Source organism: Methanothrix sp. (assembly GCF_024518575.1).
In the GTDB taxonomy this organism is placed as follows: Archaea; Halobacteriota; Methanosarcinia; order Methanotrichales; family Methanotrichaceae; genus Methanothrix_B.
On sequence record NZ_JANIHG010000014.1, the window covers coordinates 1 to 23,184 of the forward strand.

The 23,184-nt window shown below is 54.9% G+C and carries 17 protein-coding genes and 2 tRNA genes; 6 read left to right on the forward strand and 13 right to left on the reverse strand.

The window, feature by feature from the left end; translation table 11 throughout:
- A partial coding sequence (locus NQU42_RS04365) for a hypothetical protein (RefSeq protein WP_296609365.1) occupies positions 1-1,025 on the forward strand: 1,025 nt, incomplete at its 5' end.
- Positions 1,026-1,236: 211 nt separating this feature from the next.
- Here NQU42_RS04365 and NQU42_RS04370 read toward each other — a convergent pair.
- A complete protein-coding gene (locus NQU42_RS04370) occupies positions 1,237-2,835 on the reverse strand; it encodes a pentapeptide repeat-containing protein (RefSeq protein ID WP_296609366.1) in 1,599 nt (532 codons plus the stop codon).
- Positions 2,836-2,986: 151 nt separating this feature from the next.
- Between NQU42_RS04370 and NQU42_RS04375 the strand changes: the two genes are divergently transcribed.
- Both NQU42_RS04375 and NQU42_RS04380 read left to right on the forward strand, forming a co-directional pair.
- A complete protein-coding gene (locus NQU42_RS04375; RefSeq protein WP_296609368.1) occupies positions 2,987-3,145 on the forward strand; it encodes a hypothetical protein in 159 nt (52 codons plus the stop codon).
- Positions 3,146-3,397: 252 nt separating this feature from the next.
- Positions 3,398-4,516, forward strand: coding sequence for an ATP-binding protein (locus NQU42_RS04380; RefSeq protein ID WP_296609369.1), 1,119 nt, complete (start codon positions 3,398-3,400; stop codon positions 4,514-4,516).
- 167 nt (positions 4,517-4,683) lie between these two features.
- Here the strand turns inward: NQU42_RS04380 and engB are convergent, their stop codons facing one another.
- The 6 genes from engB to trkA all read right to left on the reverse strand — a co-directional run bounded on the left by engB (position 4,684) and on the right by trkA (position 10,792).
- Positions 4,684-5,256, reverse strand: a complete 573-nt coding sequence (gene engB / locus NQU42_RS04385; RefSeq protein ID WP_296609371.1) for a GTP-binding protein EngB — start codon at positions 5,254-5,256, stop codon at positions 4,684-4,686.
- Between the two features lie 41 nt (positions 5,257-5,297).
- Positions 5,298-5,387: transfer RNA gene (locus NQU42_RS04390), tRNA-Arg, on the reverse strand.
- Positions 5,388-5,389: 2 nt separating this feature from the next.
- Positions 5,390-5,698, reverse strand: a complete 309-nt coding sequence (rpsJ, locus tag NQU42_RS04395; protein ID WP_296609372.1) for a 30S ribosomal protein S10 — start codon at positions 5,696-5,698, stop codon at positions 5,390-5,392.
- 15 nt (positions 5,699-5,713) lie between these two features.
- The gene (gene tuf, locus NQU42_RS04400) at positions 5,714-6,988 is read right to left on the reverse strand and encodes a translation elongation factor EF-1 subunit alpha (RefSeq protein ID WP_296609374.1); all 1,275 of its coding nucleotides are present in this window, start codon (positions 6,986-6,988) and stop codon (positions 5,714-5,716) included.
- A gap of 67 nt (positions 6,989-7,055) precedes the next feature.
- Positions 7,056-9,248 carry an elongation factor EF-2 gene (locus NQU42_RS04405; RefSeq protein WP_296609376.1) on the reverse strand — a complete coding sequence of 731 codons (2,193 nt, stop codon included), beginning with the start codon at positions 9,246-9,248 and terminating at the stop codon, positions 7,056-7,058.
- Between the two features lie 230 nt (positions 9,249-9,478).
- The gene (gene trkA / locus NQU42_RS04410; protein WP_296609378.1) at positions 9,479-10,792 is read right to left on the reverse strand and encodes a Trk system potassium transporter TrkA; all 1,314 of its coding nucleotides are present in this window, start codon (positions 10,790-10,792) and stop codon (positions 9,479-9,481) included.
- A 120-nt stretch (positions 10,793-10,912) separates the two neighbouring features.
- On the opposite strand from trkA, the gene NQU42_RS04415 reads away from it, so the two are divergent.
- On the forward strand, positions 10,913-11,860 hold the full coding sequence (locus NQU42_RS04415) for a DHH family phosphoesterase (protein ID WP_296609379.1): 948 nt from the start codon (positions 10,913-10,915) through the stop codon (positions 11,858-11,860).
- A 97-nt stretch (positions 11,861-11,957) separates the two neighbouring features.
- On the opposite strand, the gene NQU42_RS04420 is transcribed toward NQU42_RS04415, so the two are convergent.
- The 4 genes from NQU42_RS04420 to NQU42_RS04435 all read right to left on the reverse strand — a co-directional run bounded on the left by NQU42_RS04420 (position 11,958) and on the right by NQU42_RS04435 (position 18,084).
- A complete protein-coding gene (locus NQU42_RS04420) occupies positions 11,958-13,172 on the reverse strand; it encodes a phosphoglycerate kinase (protein ID WP_296609381.1) in 1,215 nt (404 codons plus the stop codon).
- Between the two features lie 379 nt (positions 13,173-13,551).
- Positions 13,552-13,626, reverse strand: a tRNA-Met gene (locus NQU42_RS04425).
- 124 nt (positions 13,627-13,750) lie between these two features.
- Complete coding sequence (locus NQU42_RS04430; protein WP_296609382.1) at positions 13,751-14,671, reverse strand: hypothetical protein; 921 nt, start codon at positions 14,669-14,671, stop codon at positions 13,751-13,753.
- 8 nt (positions 14,672-14,679) lie between these two features.
- Positions 14,680-18,084, reverse strand: coding sequence for a DUF1616 domain-containing protein (locus tag NQU42_RS04435; protein WP_296609384.1), 3,405 nt, complete (start codon positions 18,082-18,084; stop codon positions 14,680-14,682).
- Positions 18,085-18,358: 274 nt separating this feature from the next.
- On the opposite strand from NQU42_RS04435, the gene NQU42_RS04440 reads away from it, so the two are divergent.
- Entirely contained in the window at positions 18,359-19,249 is an 891-nt protein-coding gene (locus tag NQU42_RS04440; protein WP_296609386.1) for a hypothetical protein, read from the forward strand.
- Positions 19,250-19,395: 146 nt separating this feature from the next.
- Here NQU42_RS04440 and rqcH read toward each other — a convergent pair whose 3' ends face one another.
- Positions 19,396-21,321 (reverse strand): ribosome rescue protein RqcH, encoded by a 1,926-nt coding sequence (rqcH, locus tag NQU42_RS04445; RefSeq protein WP_296609387.1) that lies wholly within the window; start codon positions 21,319-21,321, stop codon positions 19,396-19,398.
- Positions 21,322-21,410: 89 nt separating this feature from the next.
- Complete coding sequence (locus NQU42_RS04450; RefSeq protein ID WP_296609389.1) at positions 21,411-22,592, reverse strand: homocitrate synthase family protein; 1,182 nt, start codon at positions 22,590-22,592, stop codon at positions 21,411-21,413.
- Between the two features lie 308 nt (positions 22,593-22,900).
- Between NQU42_RS04450 and NQU42_RS04455 the strand changes: the two genes are divergently transcribed.
- Positions 22,901-23,056 carry a hypothetical protein gene (locus tag NQU42_RS04455; RefSeq protein ID WP_296609391.1) on the forward strand — a complete coding sequence of 52 codons (156 nt, stop codon included), beginning with the start codon at positions 22,901-22,903 and terminating at the stop codon, positions 23,054-23,056.
- The last annotated feature ends 128 nt before the right edge of the window (positions 23,057-23,184 follow it).

Consider the following 23,184-nt stretch of genomic DNA (forward strand, 5'->3'; position numbering starts at 1 on the left):
CTGTAGCAATATTTGGCATAATTGCGCTCCTTTCAATTGTAACATTTGCTGGAGTGTCACAGGCTGAAGATCAACCCACAGTAATCAACCTGATGATCTCCACCGACATGCCCCAATCAGCCACTGAAGAGGTGGCGTATGCTGCGGAGACCGAACTTAAGAACCTGTACGACAACATTAACAAAAGAGGACTGGTTGCCACAGTCTTTGCAACCCAGGATTTCATCAATACACACGCCCGGCTTCTGCTCACGCGAATAGGTTTGGAGTCCGGTTTTGAGCTGGGAATGTCCGGAAAACATTCGGATGAAAAGATCAGCGAATTATCCTATATCGACCAGAAGATGCTTTTAGAGACCTCAAAGCATTACGTGGAAGCCTGTAAAATCTGTGACGTAAACGAGATAATAGTTAAGAGCTTTATGCCGCAGTCTTTCGATCAGAACCAGGATACATATAAGTTACTGGACTATTTGGGCATAAAATACAACGGTGGATACAAGGCCGGAATTTTATACGAGCCAGGACATGAAAATGACGTCTGGCCCTATCCGGTGAAGGGACATGACTTCTATGCGGTCCCTGTGAGCACATACATCCTCTCGGGCAAAAAAGTCGTCCTCCACGATAAATACTTCACCGAAAATGGAATGAATGCATCCCAGTGGTATGATGCTCTCATCAGCAAGTTCGAGGAGATCCAGGGTAAAGACGAGCCGATGGTGATACTCCTGACCACCTCCATATCAGGATCTGGAGATTACCTGGATGCTCTGAACAGGTTCATGGATTATGCAAAATCGAAGAATGCCACATTCGTCACAACAGAGCAGCTGGGTAAAATGGCCAGATACAATGTGCGCGACGTATCAGCACTGCCAGCAGATGAGACCACAGAGGAATGCCCCACATGCGAGGAGAGCAGAGCCGAGACTGGCATCAATGCCACTATACGCGTAATAAACATAAATCAGACTGCCATAAACCAGTCTGCTGCAACTACAGCGACAAATGCCACACAGTGAGACAACCAATGCCATCTTTTTTGCTCTTATGTATTCAGCAACTTGAAGCCGGTTGCTGAATACACTCATTCATTCGCCAGGAGCGCATCATGATTAGTGCCTCATCGGGCAAGTCATCAGATGGATAAGAGCGTCTTTTTTGTATTGCAATTAAGATTGCCGCAACCTCAACGATTTGATGTCTGAGCGCGTCCCAGATATCTTTTGACTCCTATCGTATCAGCATCCCGCTCAGCACCACCACGAACAGCCCCAGCAGGAACCAGCCGAGGATCCCCTCGATCATGCTCACGTGCTTGTACATGCCGACAGGATAAAGGGACGCAGGCGACTGGGATGTGAACGACATCGCGCTGAAGAAAATCGAGTCGGAGAAAGGTATCCGCCTCTCAGCCTGTGGCTCCTCGCTCTCGTTTTCCTCAGGATCCGGCTCCTCCGATCCCTCTCGCGCCTCGTCCGATAGATTCTCCCACTCTATCTCCCTTATCCCGTTGCCGATCCAGTAGATCACCCCGAACAGAATAATCATGAACATCGACCAGAATATGGTGTAGCTGGGCCTAACACCATAACCGCATGAGAGCCAGGAGATCACATCGATCAGCTTCTCCAGACCCCATGGCTCTGACGACTGGGCGATCCTCCTGTACCGGTAGTAGCAGTCGTTCGCGTCATCCCTCCACTCCAGGTTCTTGTAGTTCTTCACCAGTGCAAGGTACGCAGCGCTGTCGTAAACGAGATGATCCTTTATCAGAGACCACCGCGCGAGCATCCTCGTGAAATCAGCCTCGTTCAGGTAAATCCTGGAGGAACTGGAGAACGTGGCGTTCTCAAGCTGCATCGAGTATATCCGCGAGCTTGTCAGCACGAGATCTCCATAAAAGGTGGTGTTCACGAATCTCGTGTTGTCCTCGAGCTTGGCGAGCCCGAAGAAGGCGACAGAGCGGAAGAGAGCGCTCGAGAAGTCCGAGAACCCCTGGAAGGCTGCAAGGCCGAATACAGCCGGTTTAGAAAATTGCGCCCCGCTGAATGTGACATCATGAGAGAACCTTGATCCCATGAATATCGCGTTCTCGTCGAAACTCACCTTGATGAAGTTGGCCGTTCCGGAGAACTCGCTGTTCGCAAAGCTGGTCTCACCGTGGAATACGGATCGCCAGAAAGAGACGAGCTGGTAGAAGTGCGCGAACTCGAAGCTCACCCTTCCCAGGAAATGGACGTTCTCGAAGCTCGTATCATCCATGAACTGCGCGTTCGAGAGGTCCGCATAATCCCAGAAAGCGGCACCCTCGAAGCTCCCCACCTTGGAGAGCTGTGCATAGCTCATGCTCACCGGCCCGTGAAAGTTCGTCCCGACGAAGTTCGCAGTTCCCCCGAATTTTGTCAGGGTGAACTCAGCGCCCCTAAGGAGATGCGCACCCGCAAAGGATACATCAGAACCGAAGCTCGCGCCCGTCGCGACCACGCCCCCTGAGAATACCGTGCCGCTGAGGTTCAGGGGGGTCATGAACTCAACGCCGCTGATCATCAGCGAGCCGTTGATCGTCGAGTTCACTATCTTTATAGGAGAGAAGACGGGCTTTCCGATCCTGCTGAGGTTGATATCCCCCGAGACGAAGACGTTCTCGTATATCACAGGCTCCCCGGCGCGGATCTTTCCGAGAATCTCGGCTGCAGAGACGATCCTGCAGATTCCATCGCTCGCGTTGCAGCCGATATCCTGGGCGGAGACGGTTGAGAGCAGCAGCATGCTCATGAACAGCGCACAGCCAGCGACAGCCCGTATCTGAACCACGCTCCTCCTCTTCATGAATATCTGCCTGGATATAGGCTTTGTCCAGCATAGCCTGGCAGTTCCGGAGATCCTGGGGTACTATAATTCCAGGAGCCTTTTCCAGATCCGGATCTCGACCACCCCCAGGCCAATCATTTATATAACCTATCACTGCACTGTATCTCTCATGAGCAGATTCAAGAGAAAGGACAGAAACCTGATACTCTTGGTACTGGCAGTGGTTCTCGTGGTGATACTCTGGGGCCCGCTGATGTGGCTGGCGAAGCTTGCCATCTTTGTGATAGCTGTTTATGTGGTGTACCAGCTCCTCAGAGAGAACCTGTGACAAAGTATTCAGCTGCCCTTTGATGGGCCACATGTGCTGGAAACAAGATTCGCCTGCTGAAGTTTGGGTTGTGGTGCTGTGTTGAATAATGTTTGAGAATCCGATAGCAGAGTCTGGATTCATACGAATTGCAATTTAGTAAAAATCGATAGCTATCGACCTTAGAGCTCTTAATTATTCAACACAGCAGGTTGTGGCGGAATTTTTTTATATTTTGATCCCGTGTACATTTCAGGAGGTTCTGTGGGATGTATGGCGTTGGAAGATCTCGATGCCTCGAATGATATTTTCAGACATCTCTTCGAGAGCCTGCCGGTGGGCGTGGCGTATCTGGATCGGGAATGCAGGGTTGTGCTCGCAAACCCGGCGTTCACATCAATAACCGGACTGGATGTGGAGGAGATCAACAGAACAGAGCATCCACCATTCGCAGATAGCGAGGCTCGTTCGCGCATACTCGATATCATGAACTCGGGCAATAGCTCCAGCTTCGAGCATATCTGCACCAGACCAGATGGAGAGAGGGTGCATCTGAGGACATGGGTTCATCCGCTCAGCTCAGATCGCATACGTGCGCAGATCCTAAGCTGTGACATCAGTGAGGAGAGGGCCAGAGAGGCGATGCTCAGGAGCACCCACCGGACGCTGGAGAAGCTCGTATCCGATCGGACCTCAGAGCTCAAATCGAAGAACGATGAGATGGAGTGGCTACTGTACACGATATCCCACGACCTGAGAGCTCCACTGCTCACAATCAGCGGCTTTCTCGGATTCCTCAGAGAGGACATGCGCGCCGGAAACTCCAGAAGGGTAGAGGATGATCTGAGAGTAATAGAGACCGCAGTGAACAGCATAAACGCGATGCTGGAGGACACGCTGAGGATCAGCAGGATTGGTAGATTCCTGGGTTCGCGGGATCGAGTTCAATTTGCAGATATCGTGAACGAAGCTCTCACTCTCACGAGGGAAAAGCTGGTGTCCAAAGGTGTTGATGTGGTGGTCGATCCCGATCTGCCTGATGTTTACGTCAACAGGGTCAGGGCTGTCGAGGTTCTTGTCAATCTGATAGACAACAGCGTGAAGTACATGGGGGATCAGAGGAAACCGCAGATACACATCGGCTGCAGGAAGAACGGAGAGGCTGTTTTTTACGTCAGGGATAACGGGATTGGTATAGATCCGAAGCATCACAGCAGCGTATTCAGGCTCTTTTACAAGATCGACAGCAGATCAGAGGGGACCGGCGCCGGCCTTGCGATCGTCAAAAAGATAATCGAAACGCACGGCGGTCGGGTCTGGATAGAGTCTGAGCCGGGAAAGGGTTGCACGGTCTTCTTCACGCTGCCATCGATAAAGAACAGCACAGCCTGACAGCAGCGCGCGAATAGAGCCTTGGTGCAGAGGCAGTATCCCGAGTTTGGTCTACTCCAGACCGAATGGCTTTTTGGCATGCAGAGATGATCTTCAGAGCGATTCAAGACACCGGCAGATTCGGTGTCTCATTTTTGTGAACCTCTGTGCTCTCATTGGATATACCCTCAGCATTTCCCTCTGCTGAGCTCTATCCTTGATTTAAGCAGATTCCTGAGCGGCTCGATCTCGCCGCGCTTCGCGGATATCGGCGCGATCCTGTCATCCCATCGCCTCCACGGCGGCTCCATTCCCAGACGCTCCGCGATCCAGTCCATGACCTGATCCTTATTGGAGATCCTGTCGATCTTGTTTGCGGCCAGTATCGGATTGAGCTTCAGATCACAGAGAAAATCCCACATCTCGATCTCCACAGGCACCTCACCCCTCCTCTCCCACCTCTCCGCGATCTCCAGGAACGACGCAGCATCTGTCACCTGGACTGCTGTTATTATTCTGTCAGCATGGTCCTCGAGGTACCTCACTATGAGATCCTTAACGCGCTCCTGCTCCTCCCAGCTCCGGTACTTCATGAACCCGTAGCCAGGCATGTCTACATAGGTCAGACTGCCGATTCTGACAGAATAAGGGCGCACAGTCACACCAGGCCTTCTTCCGATCGGAACCTTTTCTCCGGTGAGAGCTCTGAAGAGCGTGGACTTGCCAACATTCGACCTGCCGACCAGAACTATCTCGCACATGCAAAACCAAAGAATCACATTCAAAAATAAAATTAAAGTAGCGGACCCGCCGGGATTCGAACCCGGGTTTGAGGCTATCCCCGGGGAAACCTCCGGAGGCCTCTGTTCTATCCAGACTATACTACGAGTCCAGCTAACTTTCGAGCACTATCTCGATGTTCACGTTCTTGGGGACCTGGATCCGCATGAGCTGCCTCAGGGCCCTCTCATCCGCATCCAGATCTATCAGCCGCTTGTGAACCCTCATCTCCCAGTGGTCCCAGGTCGCAGAGCCCTCGCCATCAGGGCTCTTGCGGCAGGGAACCACGAGCCTCTTGGTCGGGAGCGGAATCGGGCCCGCCATGTGCACTCCAGTCCTCTGGGCGATCCCGCGCACCTGGTTGCATATATCATCAAGCGTCGCGGGGTTCGTCCCGGAGAGCCGTATCCTCGCCTTTTGCATGCTAAGACACCGGTTTTATCTTGGAGTCACGTTCTGGCACATGCCCGCGGCGATCGTCATGCCCATATCCCTGATCGCGAACCTGCCGAGCTGCGGGATCTCCTTGACCTTCTCGATCACCATCGGCTTTGTCGGCCTGACAGCGATGATGGCAGCATCACCCGTCTTTATGAACGCCGGGTTCTGCTCCTTTACAGAGCCGGTCCTGGGATCGAGCTTGGCCTTGATCTCGGTTATCGTGCACGCCACCTGCGCGGTATGGCAGTGGAAGACGGGCGTGTAGCCAACGGAGATCGCGCTCGGATGCTGCAGCACAACGATCTGGGCGGTGAACTCCTTTGCCACTGTCGGCGGATTGTCCACGTGGCCGCAGACATCTCCTCTCTTGATGTCGTTCTTGCTGACGCCCCTGACGTTCCACCCGATGTTGTCTCCGGGATACGCCTCGGGGATCTCCTGGTGGTGCATCTCTATGGACTTGACCTCGCCTGTGACGTGTGCTGGCTCGAATATGATCTTGTCTCCCTTCTTGAGCACGCCGGTCTCAACGCGCCCGACAGGCACAGTGCCGACGCCAGAGATCGTGTATACATCCTGCACGGGTATGCGGAGCGGGAGGTTAACCGGCTTCTGCGGCTCCTTCAGCGCGTTCAGCGCATCGAGTATGGTCGGACCTGTGTACCACTTGGTCTTGTCGCTGTGCTTCACCACGTTATCGCCGTTGTATGCGGATACCGGTATGAACGGGATCTCATCGACCTTGTACCCAACCATCCTAAGGAGCTTGCCGACCTCCTCCTTGACCTCCTTGAACCTCTTCTCATCATATGGCGGCTCTGTCGCGTCCATCTTGTTTATGGCCACGATCAGCTGGGTCACGCCAAGAGTCCTCGCAAGGAAGACGTGCTCCTTCGTCTGGGCCATCACGCCATCGGGCGCAGCAACAACCAGCACCGCTGCATCAGCCTGGCTGGCGCCTGTGATCATGTTCTTCACGAAATCCCTGTGACCGGGGCAGTCGACCACTGTGAAGTAGTACTTGTCTGTGTCGAAGCGCTGGTGAGCGATATCTATGGTTACACCCCTCTCGCGCTCCTCCTTCAGGCTGTCCATGACCCAGGCGAACTCGAATGTCGCCTTGCCCTTCGCAGCAGCTTCCTTCCTGTACTCCTCGATGGTATGCTCATCGATGGCCCCCATCTCATACATCATCCTTCCGACAAGCGTTGACTTGCCATGGTCAACGTGTCCGATGAATGCCAGATTAAGGTGAGGCTTTGTCTCTGCCATTTTATTCATCTCCTTTCAAGTGGTTTCATCCGTATTTTCTTTCTGCCTTTAAATCTTTTCCAGCGATTCACGCCTTGAGATAGTCGCTCGGCGTCGGCATCTCAGGCTTCAATCCCTTTCTGGTCCTGATCTGCCGAACCGTATCCAGCATCAGGTTTGCGGGGATCGGTTCGAATCCTGCGAACTCGGTGGACCAGAGCGCCCTGCCCTCTGTGGCGGAGCGGATCGCGCCTGCGAATCCGAACATCTCTGCGACAGGCATCTTGGCCTTGATCGTGATCATGTCCCCCTGAGTCTCCATGCTCAGGATTACACCCCTGCGACCCTGGATCTCGGACATGGCCCCTCCCATCTGGTCCTGGGGCACCTGTATAAAGACGTTCTGCATCGGCTCCAGCAGCGTCGGGTTCGCCATGAGTATTCCAGCCTGGACCGCCTGCCTGACCGCGGGTATCACCTGAGCGGGTCCTCTGTGGACAGCATCCTCATGGAGCTTTACATCCACCAGCTTCGCCTTTATCCCCTGAACCGGCTCCCTGCAGATCGGACCTGCAGTTATCGCCTCCTCGAAGCCCTCGAGTATGAGCTCCATGGTCTCCTTGAGGTACTGGACTCCCTTTGTCATGTTCAGGAACATATTGGTTCCGATGAAGTTCACGACGTTCCTGGCCTCCTCCTTGTCCATGCCTGCCTCTATGAGGATCTTCCTCCGCTCGACCTCCTCCATCTTCATGTTGATCTTTCCTTCCTTGAGGACCTCGATCACGCCAGGCTCCAGCGGCTCTATCTCTATGTAGAACCTGTTGTGATGGTTCGGAGACTTGCCCTCGACAGGCCCTGCCTTGCCGGTCACAGACTCCCTGTAGACCACTATCGGAGGAGATGTCTTTATCTCGACGCCCTTGTCCCTCTGGATCCTGGTCGCCACGATCTCCAGGTGGAGCTCGCCCATACCTGCCATGAGATGCTCGCCTGTCTCCTCGTTGATCGTTATCTGTAGCGTCGGATCCTCTTTTGCTGTCTGGCGGAGGACCTCTATGAGCTTGGGGAGATCGCGCATGTTCTTCGCCTCGACCGCGACCGTCATGACCGGCTCAGATACGTGCTTGATCACCTCGAAGGGTGTCATGTTCGGATCGCTGGAGACGGTCGAGCCCACGATCGCGTCTCTCAGGCCGGTGACAGCTGCGATGTTCCCCGCTGGAATCCTCTCTACCTCTATCCGCTCAGCTCCCATCATGATGCCCGTCTGCTGGATCCTGTTGGTGTGGGGCACCCCTGAGATGTGAAGCTCCATGCCGCGAACAAGCGTGCCTGAGAAGAGGCGTCCTGTTGCGACCTCTCCCGCATGCGGATCCACCTTGATCTTCGTGACCATGAACGCAACAGGCCCGTTCGGATCGCACGCTGCCATCGCCTTTCCCACCGGGCTGCTCCAGTCGCCCTTCCATATGACCCTGATCCTGTTCTTCTGTGCCTCGAGCGGGCTCGGCAGGAAGCGGATTATCATGTCGTTGACCGCAACATAGAGAGGACACTTCTCTGCAAGCTCCTTCATTCTGTCTGAGCGGCAGTACTCGTAGACCTGATCGAAGCCTATGCCGGTCTTCTTCATCTGCGGAACGCTTATGGCCCAGTTGTAGAGGGCTGAGCCGAATGCCACGCTGCCGTTTGCAGCATCCAGCCTCCAGCCGGCCTTGTAGTGCTCCTCGTCCATGCTCCTGATGAGCTTGTTGATGTTATCGATGACCTTTCCAAGGCGAACTGCCATCTCCTTCTTCTCGACCTTGAGCTCGTTGATCATCCTGTCGACCTTGTTCACGAACAGAACAGGACGAACACCTTCGCGAAGCGCCTGCCTCAGAACGGTCTCAGTCTGCGGCATTGCGCCCTCAACAGCATCCACAACAACCACAGCGCCATCAACAGCGCGCATCGCTCGTGTGACGTCGCCGCCGAAATCCACGTGTCCCGGAGTATCGATCATGTTGATCAGATACTCCTTCCCCTCATACTCATGGACCATGGAGACGTTTGCTGCATCTATGGTTATGCCCCTCGCCTGCTCGAGAGGGTCGAAGTCCATGAAGAGCTGCTTCCCAGCGAGCTCCATGGAGATCATCCCCGCGCCTGCCAGGAGGTTGTCTGATAGCGTCGTCTTTCCATGATCTATATGCGCAACTATCCCGATGTTTCTGATCATCTCGGGCTTGTCCATCAGAGCTATCACACGCTCTGCGATCTTCTTTCTCTTGCCCATAACACGCACCACTGAACTTGTGTAAGCATTAACTCGGACCCAAAAACTTCTGATTCCATCTATATAAGCCTTAGTTAGGATTGAAGATCCCAGGCGATGCTGGAAAGCATCTTCCGGCAGGTATCGGGATATCCACTCCCGAAGAGACCGGCTGTTTGGATGCCGTAAGGTGCAGCATCCTCGCAGAGATCAAGAGCAGTCCGCATCGGTCGAACAGTCGTGCTGAGCCCTCATGACGCGAAGATCTTCTTGACCCTGGAGACGGACGACTGATATGAGACGACGAAGACCCTGTCCCCCTCCTCCAGGATCGTCTGCTCATCCGGGACCAGAGGAAGACCGTTTCTGAGGATCATCCCGGCAATTGCGCCTGATGGCAACTCCTTCATGAGATGTTTGTCCACTAGCCTGGAGTTTGCCCTGACCGCGAAATCCATCAGTGTCATGCCCTCATCGCTCAGCGTCACCATCTCCTCGCTTCCCATGGCGAGCCAGAGAACTGCATCTGCAGTGACCTGCCCGGGGCTTACAGCCCTGTCTATGCCGACACGCTCGAAGAGCTTTACGTAGTAGCTTCTGTTCGCCCTCGATATGATCTTCTTCGCGCCGAGCTGCCTTGAGAGAAGTGAGCTCAGAAGGTTCTTCTCGTCGATCCCTGTGACCGCAAAGACGACATCCGCATCCCCCACCCCCTCCTCTGTCAGGAGAGATATGTCTGTCCCATCCCCATTCAGGATCATGGTATCCGAGAGATATGTTGAGATCTCCCTGCACCTCTGGTTGTCGATCTCGATGAGCTTCAGATCTATGCCCATCTTCTCGAGCCGCTGGGCCAGATAGAAGCCCACAAGCCCCCCACCGACTATGACAGCCTTCTCGTCCCTTGCATTCTCATGTATGCTCTGCCTCAGATCCGCGACGCTTCTCGGATCAATCAGCATGGTCACATGATCATTTGGTTTCACTGTGATATTCGGATCGCCAAGCCTGACCTTGCCATTGCTCTTTACAGCGACGATCTTCGAGCCTCTGGGTATTTTCAGGTCCCCGACCTGGCCGACGAGCGGCATCTCCTCGCTCACCTTGAGCTCGATCAGCTCGAGCATACCGCCGGCGAGCCTTCTGTTCATCAGAGCCGCCGGAAACGAGATCGTGCTGGCGAGATCCTCGACCATGACAAGCTCCGGACAGATCATGTACTCTATTCCCAGCTCCTTCAGAGGCTTCACCGGCTGATCGATGTACTCGGGGTTCCTGACCCTGGCTATTGTGTGTGTGACGCCCATCCGGCTCGCTATTATGCATGTGATTATGTTTATCTCATCGCTGCCTGTGACCGCCATGACCAGATCCATATCCTCGACATCGAGTTCCTCGAGAAGCCTCGCATTTGCCGCGTTCCCCTCCCGCAGCTTCAGGTCCATGCCCTCGAGGCGGCTCAGTGCGGCGATGTCCTTGTCAATGAGAGTCACATCGTGCTCTGCCGCCATCATCTCTGCCAGCCGGTAGCCGATCTCACCGGCGCCGGTTATGAGTACATGCATGATCCCTAATCGGATATGCTCTGGGAAAAAGATTTCTATAAGGCGAACACCGTACCACTGTTTTCTGTTCCGCTGCGACCTTGATGCGGAGCATGACGAGAAGGAGAAGATCGCATAAGCATGCGCATTCCCGAATCCGATGCCATAAAACACCTTTGCGGCCACAGGAAGATATATCTGTGCCACAGGAACGCAGACCCTGACGCGATAGGGAGCGCTTTCGCTCTCAGCTGGCTTTTCGGCGGCGATATCGGGGTCTTTGGCGATCTGAGCAGGTCTGCCATCCAGCTTGCAGATTCGATAGGAATAAAGCCATTAATAGACCCGGATCTCAACTCCTACGAACTGGTCGTTCTTGTTGATACCTCAGTGAGCTCACAGATAGGCGGCGCGAAGCTACAGAGGTACGGCGTCATAGATCACCATCTCGATACAGATCTCTTGGAGGATGCAGAGTTCTACATTCAGCGAGAGGTGAATTCGACAGCTCAGATCGTGTGGGATATCGTAAAGAGTTCCGGCAGAGCATCCGAGATCCCCAGAGGGGTCGCGCTTGCCCTCGTCGCAGGAATAGTCTCTGACACAGGGAGGTTCAGGCACGCCTCAGCAGAGACATTCAGATGCGTGTACGAGATCCTGGAGGCCGGTGATGTGGATTACGGCGAGGTCATGGAGGTCCTCTCCAGAGCTCCCCTGGAATTCTCACAGCGTGTGGCAGTGCTCAAGGCCGCGACCAGAGCGAGGATCACCTGGAGGGGCGAGTGGATAATCGCATGCACAGAGGTGAGTGCATTCGAGGGCTCCTCTGCCATGGCGCTTCTCGACCTGGGCGCTGATATCGCGTTCGCAGCCAGCAGCCACTGCGGGGTCTGCAGGGTGAGCGGAAGGGCGAGCTTCAGAGCGGTACAGGCCGGCATCGACCTCGCGGAGCTGATGAAGAGCGTGGCCAGAATGCATGACGGGAGCGGCGGCGGCCACCGCGGGGCTGCCGCAATGGAGGCGTGCTATCCTCCAGGAAGGCTGCTGGCAGAGCTGGCTGAGGCAGCACTTGACAGGCTGAAGGCCTGATCCGCCTGAGGTGCGCGTGGCCATCGATTTTTTGAAGTTGATGCGGATGGTTTCCAGGGATGCCCTTCATTTACACGTGAAGATGCCCTGGGAGCCATCAGAGCTTCCTGTACCTCGCTGCAGCGCTCTTCAGCGCCTCGATTCCTGGCATCGGCTCTCCGGAGAGGTATGTTATGCTCGCGCCGCCGCCCATGCTCACGTGCGAGAACCTCGACTCCAGGCCGAGCTTCTCGATCGCGGCGACAGTATGGCCACCGCCGGCTATCGAGTAGCCTGCCTCCGTCGCGGCCTTCAGGATCTCGGCCGTTCCGAGAACGAACTTCTCCTTCTCGGTTATGCCGGCAGGCCCGTTGAGCACCGCAACCCTCGCGGATCTCAGGATCTTCGAGAACTCAACTATCGTCTCGAGCCCGATATCTGAGATGGGGTAGTCGGGTATGCTCTCCACGCTCGCCTCGAGCCTCTCGCCATCCTTATCGACGGCGATGTCCCTTGGCAGAATGACCTTTCCAGGGCGCTCATTCAGGATCTTCCGAGCGATCTCGACCTGATCCAGGTACCCCTGGCTCTCCACGAACCTGCGGTTTGTCTCGCCCACATTCACTCCAGCTGCCATCAGAAAAACTACAGAGACGAGACCCAGAGCGAGAACAGAATCCGCACCGCGCCTGAGAACGTTCTGGGCGACCTTTATCGAGTCGTCGACCTTCGCGCCGCCAAGTGCGAAGACGCACGGATGCTCACTGGCCTTCAGACCCTTATCGAGCGCCTGGATCTCTCTATCCATGAGGATCCCGGCTGCGCTCGGCAGGACCTCTGTAAAGCCAACAACAGAGAGATGAGATCTGTGTGATACAGCAAAAGCATCATTTATGAAGACATCGAAGAGCGGGGCGAGCTTCTGCACCATATGGCTCTTTGCGTGGTCTGCAGGGCTCCTCGAGAGGCTCTCCTCCGCATAGAACCTGGTGTTCTCCAGCAGCAGAACCTCACCCGACTCGAGGGAGCGTATCGCATCCCTGGCGGTGCTGCCGAATATATCATCAACGTAGTTCACGTCCTTCCTCAAGAGCTTTGTCAGCTGTTTTGCATGCGGCTCCATGGTGGAGAAGTCCTTCTTGCCAGGCCTAGACTGGTGGGCCATCAGAACGACCTTGGAGTCCTCCAGGGCCTTCAATGTATCAAGATGGCTCCTGAGCCTCTTGTCGTCCAGAATCCTTCCCGTGGGGTCCATCGGTGAGTTGATGTCAACTCTCACCAGCACCCGTTTGTTCTCCAGTATGAGATCATCCATGGTGAGGTAATCCTTCACGCAATCCCTCCAGGTGGTAGGACTGATTGATAAATCAGATAATATAGCTTTCCCTGTCGGATCGGACAGCGTTAGTCGCAGCGTGCACACTACGCATGAAAATTTGCAGATATTGAGGCGGTCTCAAAATAACCGGCAGTGCTACGGCAGGTCATCTTGTCATTGAGATCAACAGCTCTGGTCTGAAGATGTGTGACCGTTATGCCAGTGAGTGCCAATTCCTGAAATTGCATCCTTGGATCGATCCGGTGAGCTGGGTCCTGAAAATCAGATGCATAGCGCCATCGATTGCTGAAGCCCTCTTGAGGCAGGTTCAGCATCGAAAAGCATGCGACGCGCGGTAATTCGTTCTGTTAATCCAATTTACAGCAATGAGAAGTAGCGGGGAGTAGATTTGAACTACTGATCTACGGGTTATGAGCCCGTCGGGATTTCCTGGCTACCCCACCCCGCTTCTGTGGGATACAAGCTAGAGAACGCAGATCCGGTATAAAACCCTTTTGCAGGACCAGCGCGACGGATCGCGCTTGAATGCCATGATGAGAGGAGGGGATCGGGAGATCCCATCGCTCGACCCATCACTTTCTCCGCATCATCTCCTGCACGCTGGCCAGCCTCTCGCGCGCAGCCAGCACCTTCTCCTGAGTTGTCATGGGCTTCTGCTCCTCCATCTGTGGAGGTAGCTGTGGGAGTGTCTGGGTCACGTTTGTGGTCTCATTCACCCCGGCTGCAGCAGGTGCAGCCTCAGCCGGCACTTCCGCAGAAGCTTCAACAGGCACGCTCATCTGTATCTCGATCAGACTTGTGTCAAGGGGTATCTGGATCGCGTGATCACTTGCGAAGTCGTACTCGAGAAGAGCCGGCCTGCTTCTGGGCGAGATGCTCGCAAACGTTATCTCTCTCTTCATTATGCTCTTCGGTGGTATGATTACCGGAGAGAACGTGGCATCGGCAAAGTACCTCCAGCCCCACTGATCGACCAGCGTGAAGTTCTCAGGGCTCATTATTATCTCGCCCTCGGTCGCGTTGTTTGACAGGCTTATCTCCATTGATACCGTCTGGCTTGTGTTGGAGAGGAGCCAGTCTGTTATACCGTAAAACCTGAAGTTCGCAACCCCATTGGTGTACTTGACAGGCTTGTCCCATGCGATGGAGAAGGGGCTGCTCCCCTCAGGGATCACGGTCAGGTATGATGGATCCGAGGTCCTGGGAAGCATGAAGACCAGGGCGAACCTCCCCGGCTGCAGCGCCCTCGAGCGACTGAGATCCACCGGATAGGTGTTGTTGTTCTGATCCACAACCTCGAACGTCGCGTTGATCCCTCGTGTCATCCCAACATCGAGAAAGAGTGAGCTGGTGTTTATATCATAGTGGCTCTTGTATCCATCAAAGACAACGCATGTGACAGCGCCATTGCTCCCCTGGAAAGGATACGCATGAGATGCTGAGATCAATCCCAGGATCAGGACCAATGGCCAGATAGATCTGATCGCGTTCATGAAACCTCCTACCTTCCAACCCTTACTGATGTCACGTTCTTGCTCCCTAGGGCAGCGCTGCCCTTCGGTCCAATGCCGCTGAGAGCCTCGTCCACCATGGATCTTATTGTGTAATTGACTGACACGCTGCTGATGCTGCTTCGATCCCTGACCTGCACGGTGATGTTGTGATCACCCGTTGCCACACCCACGGTGTTCCATGTGAACTTGCCGGACGGCGACCAGTCTGTGGCGGGCGAGCCGTCCACCAGGAATCTGTAAAGGAGCGGATCGCTCTCCGAATCGTGCGCCACTGCGGTCCATATCACAGATATGCCGGCGTGCTGCGGGCTGCTCAGATCCGGTGTGAGACTTTCGATCACAGGCGGCTGGTTCACGACCCTCTTTGATTCCACCGTGAACTCGGATGTTATGCTCTGGCCGTTCTCATGGGCCTCATCCCTCACAACCGCTGTTATGCTGTGCCTTCCCTCCTCTGAGACTCTCAAAGTCCATCGGCCTGTGCCCGACCAGTCGCTCACAGCCACGCCATCGACAAAGAACCTGTACAGCAGCGCATCGCCCTCGGGATCCCTCGCCTCCGCTGTCCATATCACATCATCCCCGGGCTCGAAAGGTCCGGCCCTGTCAGATGTGAGGGATATCACCTCAGGTGGTCGATTCTCAGGGTTCAGGATGAACTTCGCTGTCTGAGCAGAATCAAAGCCCGTGGAACCTGCATGCTGTCCGTCCCTGGCCCACACCCCAACCAGGTACTCCCCGGAAGGTAAACCGGATGTGTTCCATATCCAGGTACCTGACGAAGACCAGTCGGACACAACCTTTCCGTTCAGCGAGAATCTGTACAGAAGCGTGTCGTTGTCAGGATCATCCGCTGATGCGGTCCATGTTATCATCGAGCCCACAGGCTGCGGGCTTTCTGGAGAGGATGAGAGCTTCAGCCTGGCCGGCGGCCTGTTGGGGGCGCTGAGCTCGAAGCCCTTCTCCTTTGCATCATCATGATCTGCATGCATGCCGTCTCTCACATGAACGGTGAACATGTGATTGCCAGGACGGAGCCCGGATGTATCGAGCTCGAATACCGCGGATGACGACCACTCGCTCACAGCCACGCCATCAACAAAGAACCTGTACAGGATCGGATCGTTATCTGGATCCTCTGCCAGTACGCTCCAGGTGATCCTCGAGCCAACTGGCTGCGGGTCCCCCCTGTCAGGCAGGAGGCTCAGCGCCCTTGGTGGAGAGTTCTTCTTTTCAAGAGAGAAGACCACATCCTTCCTGTCGTGATCCTTGTGACGATCGTCCTTGGCCAGAGCGCTCACCCTGTGCTCCCCCTCGCTGTAGCCGCTCGTGTTCCATACGAACCAGGGTTTCGCAGACCAGTCGCTCACCACGACGCCATCGACCAGGAACCTGTATAGGACGGTATCGTTATCGGGATCATCTGCGGAGGCTGTCCATTTTATCGCCGATCCAACTGGCTGGGGGCTCTCCCTGTCAGGCGCCAGTCCCGTGATCCTCGGAGGGGCGTTTGCTTCCACGATCTCTATGACCCTCTCCAGAGAATCATCACTTTCAGATGAATGGAGGCCATCCCTAACATCAACGCGGAGAGTATGATTCCCGGGAGCGAGACCGGATGTGTTCATAACAAACACGCCAGATCCAGACCACTCTCCAGCAGGATGGCCGTCAACATAGAACCTGTAAAGAAGCGTGTTGTTCTCCGGATCTGACGCGGCAGCAGACCATCTGATCTGTGCGCCCTGAGGCTGCGGCCCCTCTGGATCTGAGATCAGAGCTGTGAGCTCCGGCGGCAGGTTCACAGGAATGAGTTTGTACAGCGACCATGCCGTATCCTCGCAGTCTGTGTGATTCGAATCCCTCACACAAGCGCTCACGTTGTACTCGCCAGCTGGGATTCCCGATGTGTACCACGTCCAGCTCGGGCTGCTGCTCCAGCCGGTGATCGGCCTGCCGTTCAAAAAGAACCTGTAGCTCATCCCATCCGAAGGTCCAGATGCCCTGACAGTCCAGACAACCGTGGTTCCGACCTTCTGGGGGCTCTCCTTATCCGGCACAAGGCTCTCGATCTCGGGGCGCAGGTTCAGAGGTGCGATCCACTGGGATGTATTCTCCGGCGCGCTCATGCTCCTGTTCATCTCGTTAAGAGATGCTGGAGACAAATGATCTGCACTCGTGTTCTCGATATTCGGTGAGGCTGTGGATGCATTCGTTGATCTCTCAGCAACGCCATGCGAATCTTCTTTCGTCTGATTTTGGCTGGCGGAAGCGTTCATCAAAGCATCAACGATGGAAGCAGGGAACGTGGTGTTCGCGACGGCGGTTGCGTTTTCGTGAGGCCTTGCTGCGGCGCCTGATACATTGCCGGTCATATTATCCACAGGCGTCCTGCTCTCGTTCTGCGGCATCTCAGAACCAGCGCTCTCATCCCTTTCAGGAGGGGATGTGGAGCCAGAGCCGCTTGACGATCCAGAGCCACCGGATCCCGATGACCCACTCCGCGTGGCAGCCAGCGATGTGCTGCGCAGAGATGCGCCCTGCGAGATGTTCTTCGAGACATTCGTGACATTCGAAGTGATGTTAAGGGACTGCGTCTCCCCGCCTGCTGAAACGTTCTCCGGAGGCGTTTCTGTGAAGTAATCGCTGATCCTCATAGTTTTCTGGTAATCCTTTATCATCTCGCCGTCCCTGTAGAGAGCAATTCTGAGCGCGCAGAGATCTCCTGCGTCTTCGGGCATGCTCCACTCCAGCGTCTCCTCGTGTGCATCACCATCAGCCAGGTGCGTATTCCTCTGAGCCGCCAGAGTTCCATTCATCTCAACAGCTATCGTGTAGTTCGCAGCCGCTCCCTCATGGTTTATGACTCCAAAGATCGCTGTCGCGCGCCCATCGCTCTTCATGCTCAGACCGGTCACGTAGAACTCCGTGAAACCCTCCCGCTTCTCGCTCTTCACAGTCACGTAGCCGAAAGATATGGCAGCGATCATCAGAAGAAGAACGATTGCGGGGACGATGTTCTGCGGGATAGCACCTCGGTTGCTCCTTAGGCCGTAGCGGTGGGTTTGGAGAGAGAAACGCCTCCTCCTCGGGACCGCGCCCCTGCGGATATGCGCAAGGACCGCGAGAATCAAGACCAGGACAGCAAGAATCAGCACGGGAATTTCCCGAAGGCCCAGCGCGATCTCCGCCAGCAACATCACCAGCGCCAGAAAGATGCTTAGTGCGATCCTCTGTGAAACAGATCCGAGCGGGTCGTTCTCGGGAAGCACTGCTGATATGAGCGCATAGAGCAGAAGCGCCTGAAGCGCGAACGAGATCGCATCAGCATGGACGCTCATGCCGATGGCCGCAGTGAGCAGAGCCAGTGCAGCCACCACAATGAGATCCAAAGGCAGTGCATCGCCTCTCAGCCGGATTTTACTCGCCACCCTTTAAGCCTGTTGGATCTCTATCTTCCCATTTTATGTGTTAAAGCTTTCTCTGAGTGCTGCATCGGATATGTGGAACCAGAGATGTGGAACCGGCCAGTGACCGGCATTCTGAGACTCGCCCTCGTATTCGCAGCGCAGTGCCGTTCAGGCAGGATCAGAGACACCTTTTCCATTATCAGAGCATGTCTGATCTGAAGTACGTACTGCTCATCAGTAACATACTTAAGCACAGATGGAGATGGTTTCAAATGTGAGCTGGATCCTTCTCGCCCTGTTCGGCACGGTATCATTTACGCTTGCAGGACTGCTGGACAAGCTCATACTGGACCGTTACATGCAGGAGCCGAAGGTCTATCTGCTGTGCCAGGTGCTGGCCCAGCAGGTTTTCGCAATGACTGCATTCGCGTTTATAAGACCTGCGTTTTTGTTTCCGGATTCGCTTTTCGCCGTGGCTCTTGGCAGCCTCCAGGTCCTCCCGACAGTGTATTTCCTGAGGGCGATCAAGGAGGATGAGCTCTCGAGGGTGACATCGCTGGAGTACTTCTACGTGGTTCTTGTATTCATCCTCTCGGCGTCGCTCCTCGGTGAGAGCTTGCCGGCGAGGAACTACGCTGGAGCAGCGCTCATACTTCTGAGCTCGCTCATCGTCGCATACAGTCCAGATTCGCTCACCACCCCGGCTCTGAGGCACATTCTCCCGTACTGGGTGATGAACACGATCTACTATCTCGCAATGAAGTGCCTTCTCTGCTCGATGGGAGAATGGGATATGTACATATGGTCCACATTCGGAAACCTCGCAGCTGTGATGCCGTTTCTGAGATCGGGGGGAGCTGCAGGCCTTTCAATGATGGCCTCGAACGCGCAGACCCTGTGCTCCATACTTGTGGAGGAGGCATTTCAGTTCCTGGGGATGATCCTATTCATATTCGCATATGCCAGTGGGCCGCTTGCGCTCGTGAATGGCGTTGGCGCGCTACAGCCGATGATGACATTCATATCCATACTGGTCATCAGGTCGGTGTATTCAGGAATAATCGAGGAGGACACCTGCAGAGGTGCTGTTATGAGAAAGTTCTCTGCAGTATCCATGGTTGCGCTGGGAATATACTTCATATGCTGATGTGTAATAAGAAGAGAAGTGCGAGCAAAAGCCGTTGTGGGATGTAGGAGGGAGGAAAAACAATCTCCGACTTTTGCCCGATCATCCTTACGGCTTTCGTCGAATATAAGTTTTTCGGTTAAGGCGATTGACGAGATACGCGCTCTCTAAAAGCCGAGCTCTCTCAAATCGAACCGCCTGATCCTGGATCCGCCGGGTGGCAGGAACGCCACTATCTTATCAGGGGACGCGATCGCCTTCAGGTATCTTCTGTCCTCGCAGATCTCGAGCAGCTGCCTGTAGATCATCTTCGCGAGATCGTCAGGCATGTACTCGCCCGGCTCTAGCTCGATCGCTCCTGAACTTTTAGATCTCACAGCCGAGACCGGCCCACCTATAAGAGAGCCATCGGCGATCGCCAGCGCAACCCCAAGAGGAACATCTCTCAGATACCTGCGCTCTCCGCGTACGACAAACGCACCCTTCCGGAGGAACTCGCCGTGCTCCGGAGTCTTCGTGACCTGATCCCCTCCGACCATGTAACAGTCGCCCGAGGCCACGCCCTCCCTCCAGAGGTTGCTGTAGCTCACAGCGAACTGTGCCGCCTCCTGCACTGTGCTCTCCGGCACCTCCCTCCCCTCTGTCTTTATCACAGTCAGAGGCGCTCCAGGGTAGTCTGTGTGAAACGCGAGATCCCTCTTCTCCAGGTACTTGAGGTATATCTCCTCGTTGCCATCCGCATCCCTGCCACCTATGACCAGGAATCCGTCTGAGGAGAAGAACCACCTGAACCTCTCGAACCATCTCGGTTTCTGCCTTCTTTTCAAACCAGTAGACCTTCTGCGCTCCTCCCCGCGCTGGAGGAGCTCTTCTGTATTTCTCAGAGCCTCCTCTGCTCCAGCTGCCTTCTTCGCCAGCTCCTTCGCACGCTCATAGTACCTCCCTGCATTCTGGGGCACTGTGAGACCTGCATTCAGCTCCAGAGCAACTCCATCAAGCTCGACGACCATCTCGCCGCTGTAATCCAGAGATTTTATGACAGACTGACCTGAGCCCCGTATCCTCTCCCAGATATCGGTGTATGACATCCCCTTTTCCCTAGCGCCTGCTATCGCCTTCAGGATCGAGTCGATCTCAGAATACCGCTGGTATATGAGATCGCCCATCGAGGCCATCTGGCTCTCCCTTGCCCTGAGCTCATCGACAGCAGCCCTCTGGAGCTCCAGCCTTCTCTCAAGAGCGCTTGGCTTTGGCATCTCAGGCTCTGCCACGAAGAACTCATCAAGTGCATCGCTGAACCTCTCGAAGGATCTCGCCTCGAGCCCCCTGTAAACCTCCAGCGGGAAGGGGATAACATCAAACGGCTCACCATCCACATAAACTATCTGAGGCCTGATCTCGCTGAGATCGAACACATCTCTCAGAGCTGAATGCACCCTTGCGATCTCCTCCTCGGATAGATCTGCTGCAGGGCTGTTCTTCTTCACCCCTGCCCTGAGGCAGACCTCCTCTCCATACGTCCCGCCCATGTTCAGGTTGCGGACAAGAGCTCTCACGAGATCTGTGTCTGAGCTGCGCAGGATCTCCTCCAGCCTCTCAATCGATACGCCCCTCGGATCCTCTGCCCCGGCATGATACGCGTACTTCTCGCCAGCGATCAGCTTCCTGTCCCTGAAGCTCATCGGCCTGAGCGGGAGTATGATCCTCATATCCTCATCGAGAAGCAGTATGTTCCCCTTCGGGAAGAGCTCGACCACCAGGCGATACCTTCCGTCTGCTCTTTCAACACATATCTCCAGCACCCTGTCGAAGTCGTGCTGCTCAACGCTCACGATTCTTCCGCCGGAGAGACGGGAGCGGAGCATTGCGGGGAACTGCGGGGGCGTCCTGCCCACAGCTCTCTCTTTCCTGGTGACGTGCGCCCTTCTTCCTGCCTCCAGGATGATATCGAGCCTGCCCTCGCGCGCCTGGACCGTGAGCCAGATTGCATCTCCAGAACTCTGGTAGGCCTTGCCAAAGAATCCCCCGACTATCCTGGACTGGAGCTCAGCCGCGATCGCAGCCACATCAACATTGCTCATCGCTTTCTTCATGCAACACTCCGCTGATGGTAAAACTCACGCTCTCGGAAGATATCTGCAGAAGGTGCCAATGCCATCTGTATTTTGAGAAAACCCCAAACCTATGGACCGTTGTACACAAACTCTATGTTGAGATCGAGGATCAGCCGTCTCAGCTCATCGCACGTTATCGGTCTCTTGAACTCGCTCGCGGTCTTCACCTTCTCAGCCAGTATGCAGAGATCCTTCTTCTCCAGGTCGTAGCCCATCTTCTTCGTGATGTACTTGAGCGCCTTGGCTCCTGTGTGCTTCCCGATGATGATCCTCCTCTCAGCCCCAACCATCTCAGGGGAGTAGAGCTCATATGTCCTGGGCTCCTCGAGGACCGCGGCGACATGGATCCCGGATTCGTGTGCGAAGGCGTTCTCTCCAACGACAGCCTTGTTCTTCGCGACCGGCACGCCAGAATACCTCTCCACCACAGAGGATATCGACTTGAGCCTGCCCAGATCGTAGCGATCTATGCCGTAGTGGAGGCGAAGGTTGACGAGCAGCTCCTCAAGCGGCGTGTTCCCGCTCCTCTCGCCGATGCCGTTGACTGTGGTGTGGAGCTGCTTTGCACCTGCCTCTGCGCCAGCAAGGGTGTTCGCCAGCGCGAGACCAAGATCGTCGTGACAGTGAACGCATATCGGCACGCCCACGATCTTTCTGATCTCGCTGATCATGTAGTACATCGTTCTGGGGTTCATTATGCCGACCGTGTCAGCCACGCTCACATAGTCAGCGTGGTACTCCTCTGCCTTTTTGTAGAGCTTTTTGAGCGTATTGAAATCCGTTCGTGTCGCATCCTCAGCTGAGAATCTCACTATTAAGCCATGCTCCTTCGCGTACTCAACGGTCTCAAGCGCGCATCTTATCGCCTCTGCGCATGTCATGTGAAGCTTGTATTTGAGATGGAGATCGGAGGTCGCTATGAAGACGCTCACCATATCAACACCGCAATCGATGGCTGCATCGACATCAGACTGCCTGGACCTGGAGAGGGCGGAAATCTTCGCGTTAAGGCCGAGATTGCAGACCTCCTTCACCGCGTTCTTCTCGCTCTTTGAGACCACCGGAAATCCGGCCTCTATGATCTCGACGCCGATCTCGTCGAGCATCCTGGCTATCTCGAGCTTCTCCTCAGGCTTGAACACGACACCGGGCATCTGCTCCCCATCCCTCAGTGTCACATCGCATATCTCTATGTTCAGAGGAGGAGTGCCTGCCACCTCAAGAAACTGATTGAGAGAGAAGTCGCTCATCCATCTCCGTTCTCGGCCTCATTTCTTAAATCGATTTCGCAGGAAAAGATGTTCCTGGAGCCTTAAAATCAAGCTTTGCATCCTGAATGGGTGAAAGCAGAGCCTGCAGCGCCCCTGACAGCACCATCCAATACCTGCTGTGTTGAATAATTAAGAGCTCTAAGGTCGAGAGCTATTGATTTTTACTAAATTGCAATTCGTATGAATCCAGCCTCTGCTATCGGATTCTCAAACATTATTCAACACAGCATCCAATACCGAAAAGTATAATTAATGATTTTTAATGATATACACTTGAGGTGAGATAAATGTGTGCGGTTGGAGGCCCACCGGACATGGGGGATCCCGAGTCGTTCTTCCCGACCGATTACGTCTGTCGCTCATGCGGCAAAAAGTTCAGGGGAATCGGCGTCGGGCCGAAATGCCCTTCATGCCATTCTGATAATGTCGAGAGGGTGAGGTAAGCGCTTCTGTCCGGGAGTCTGCACCCTGAGATAGATGTTGCTGTTTGGCATGAATGACCAGTGCTAACTGCCAGGGACTTCTCCTGCAGCCCATCAAACCGGTACGTATGATCCAGTGGTGCAGGTTA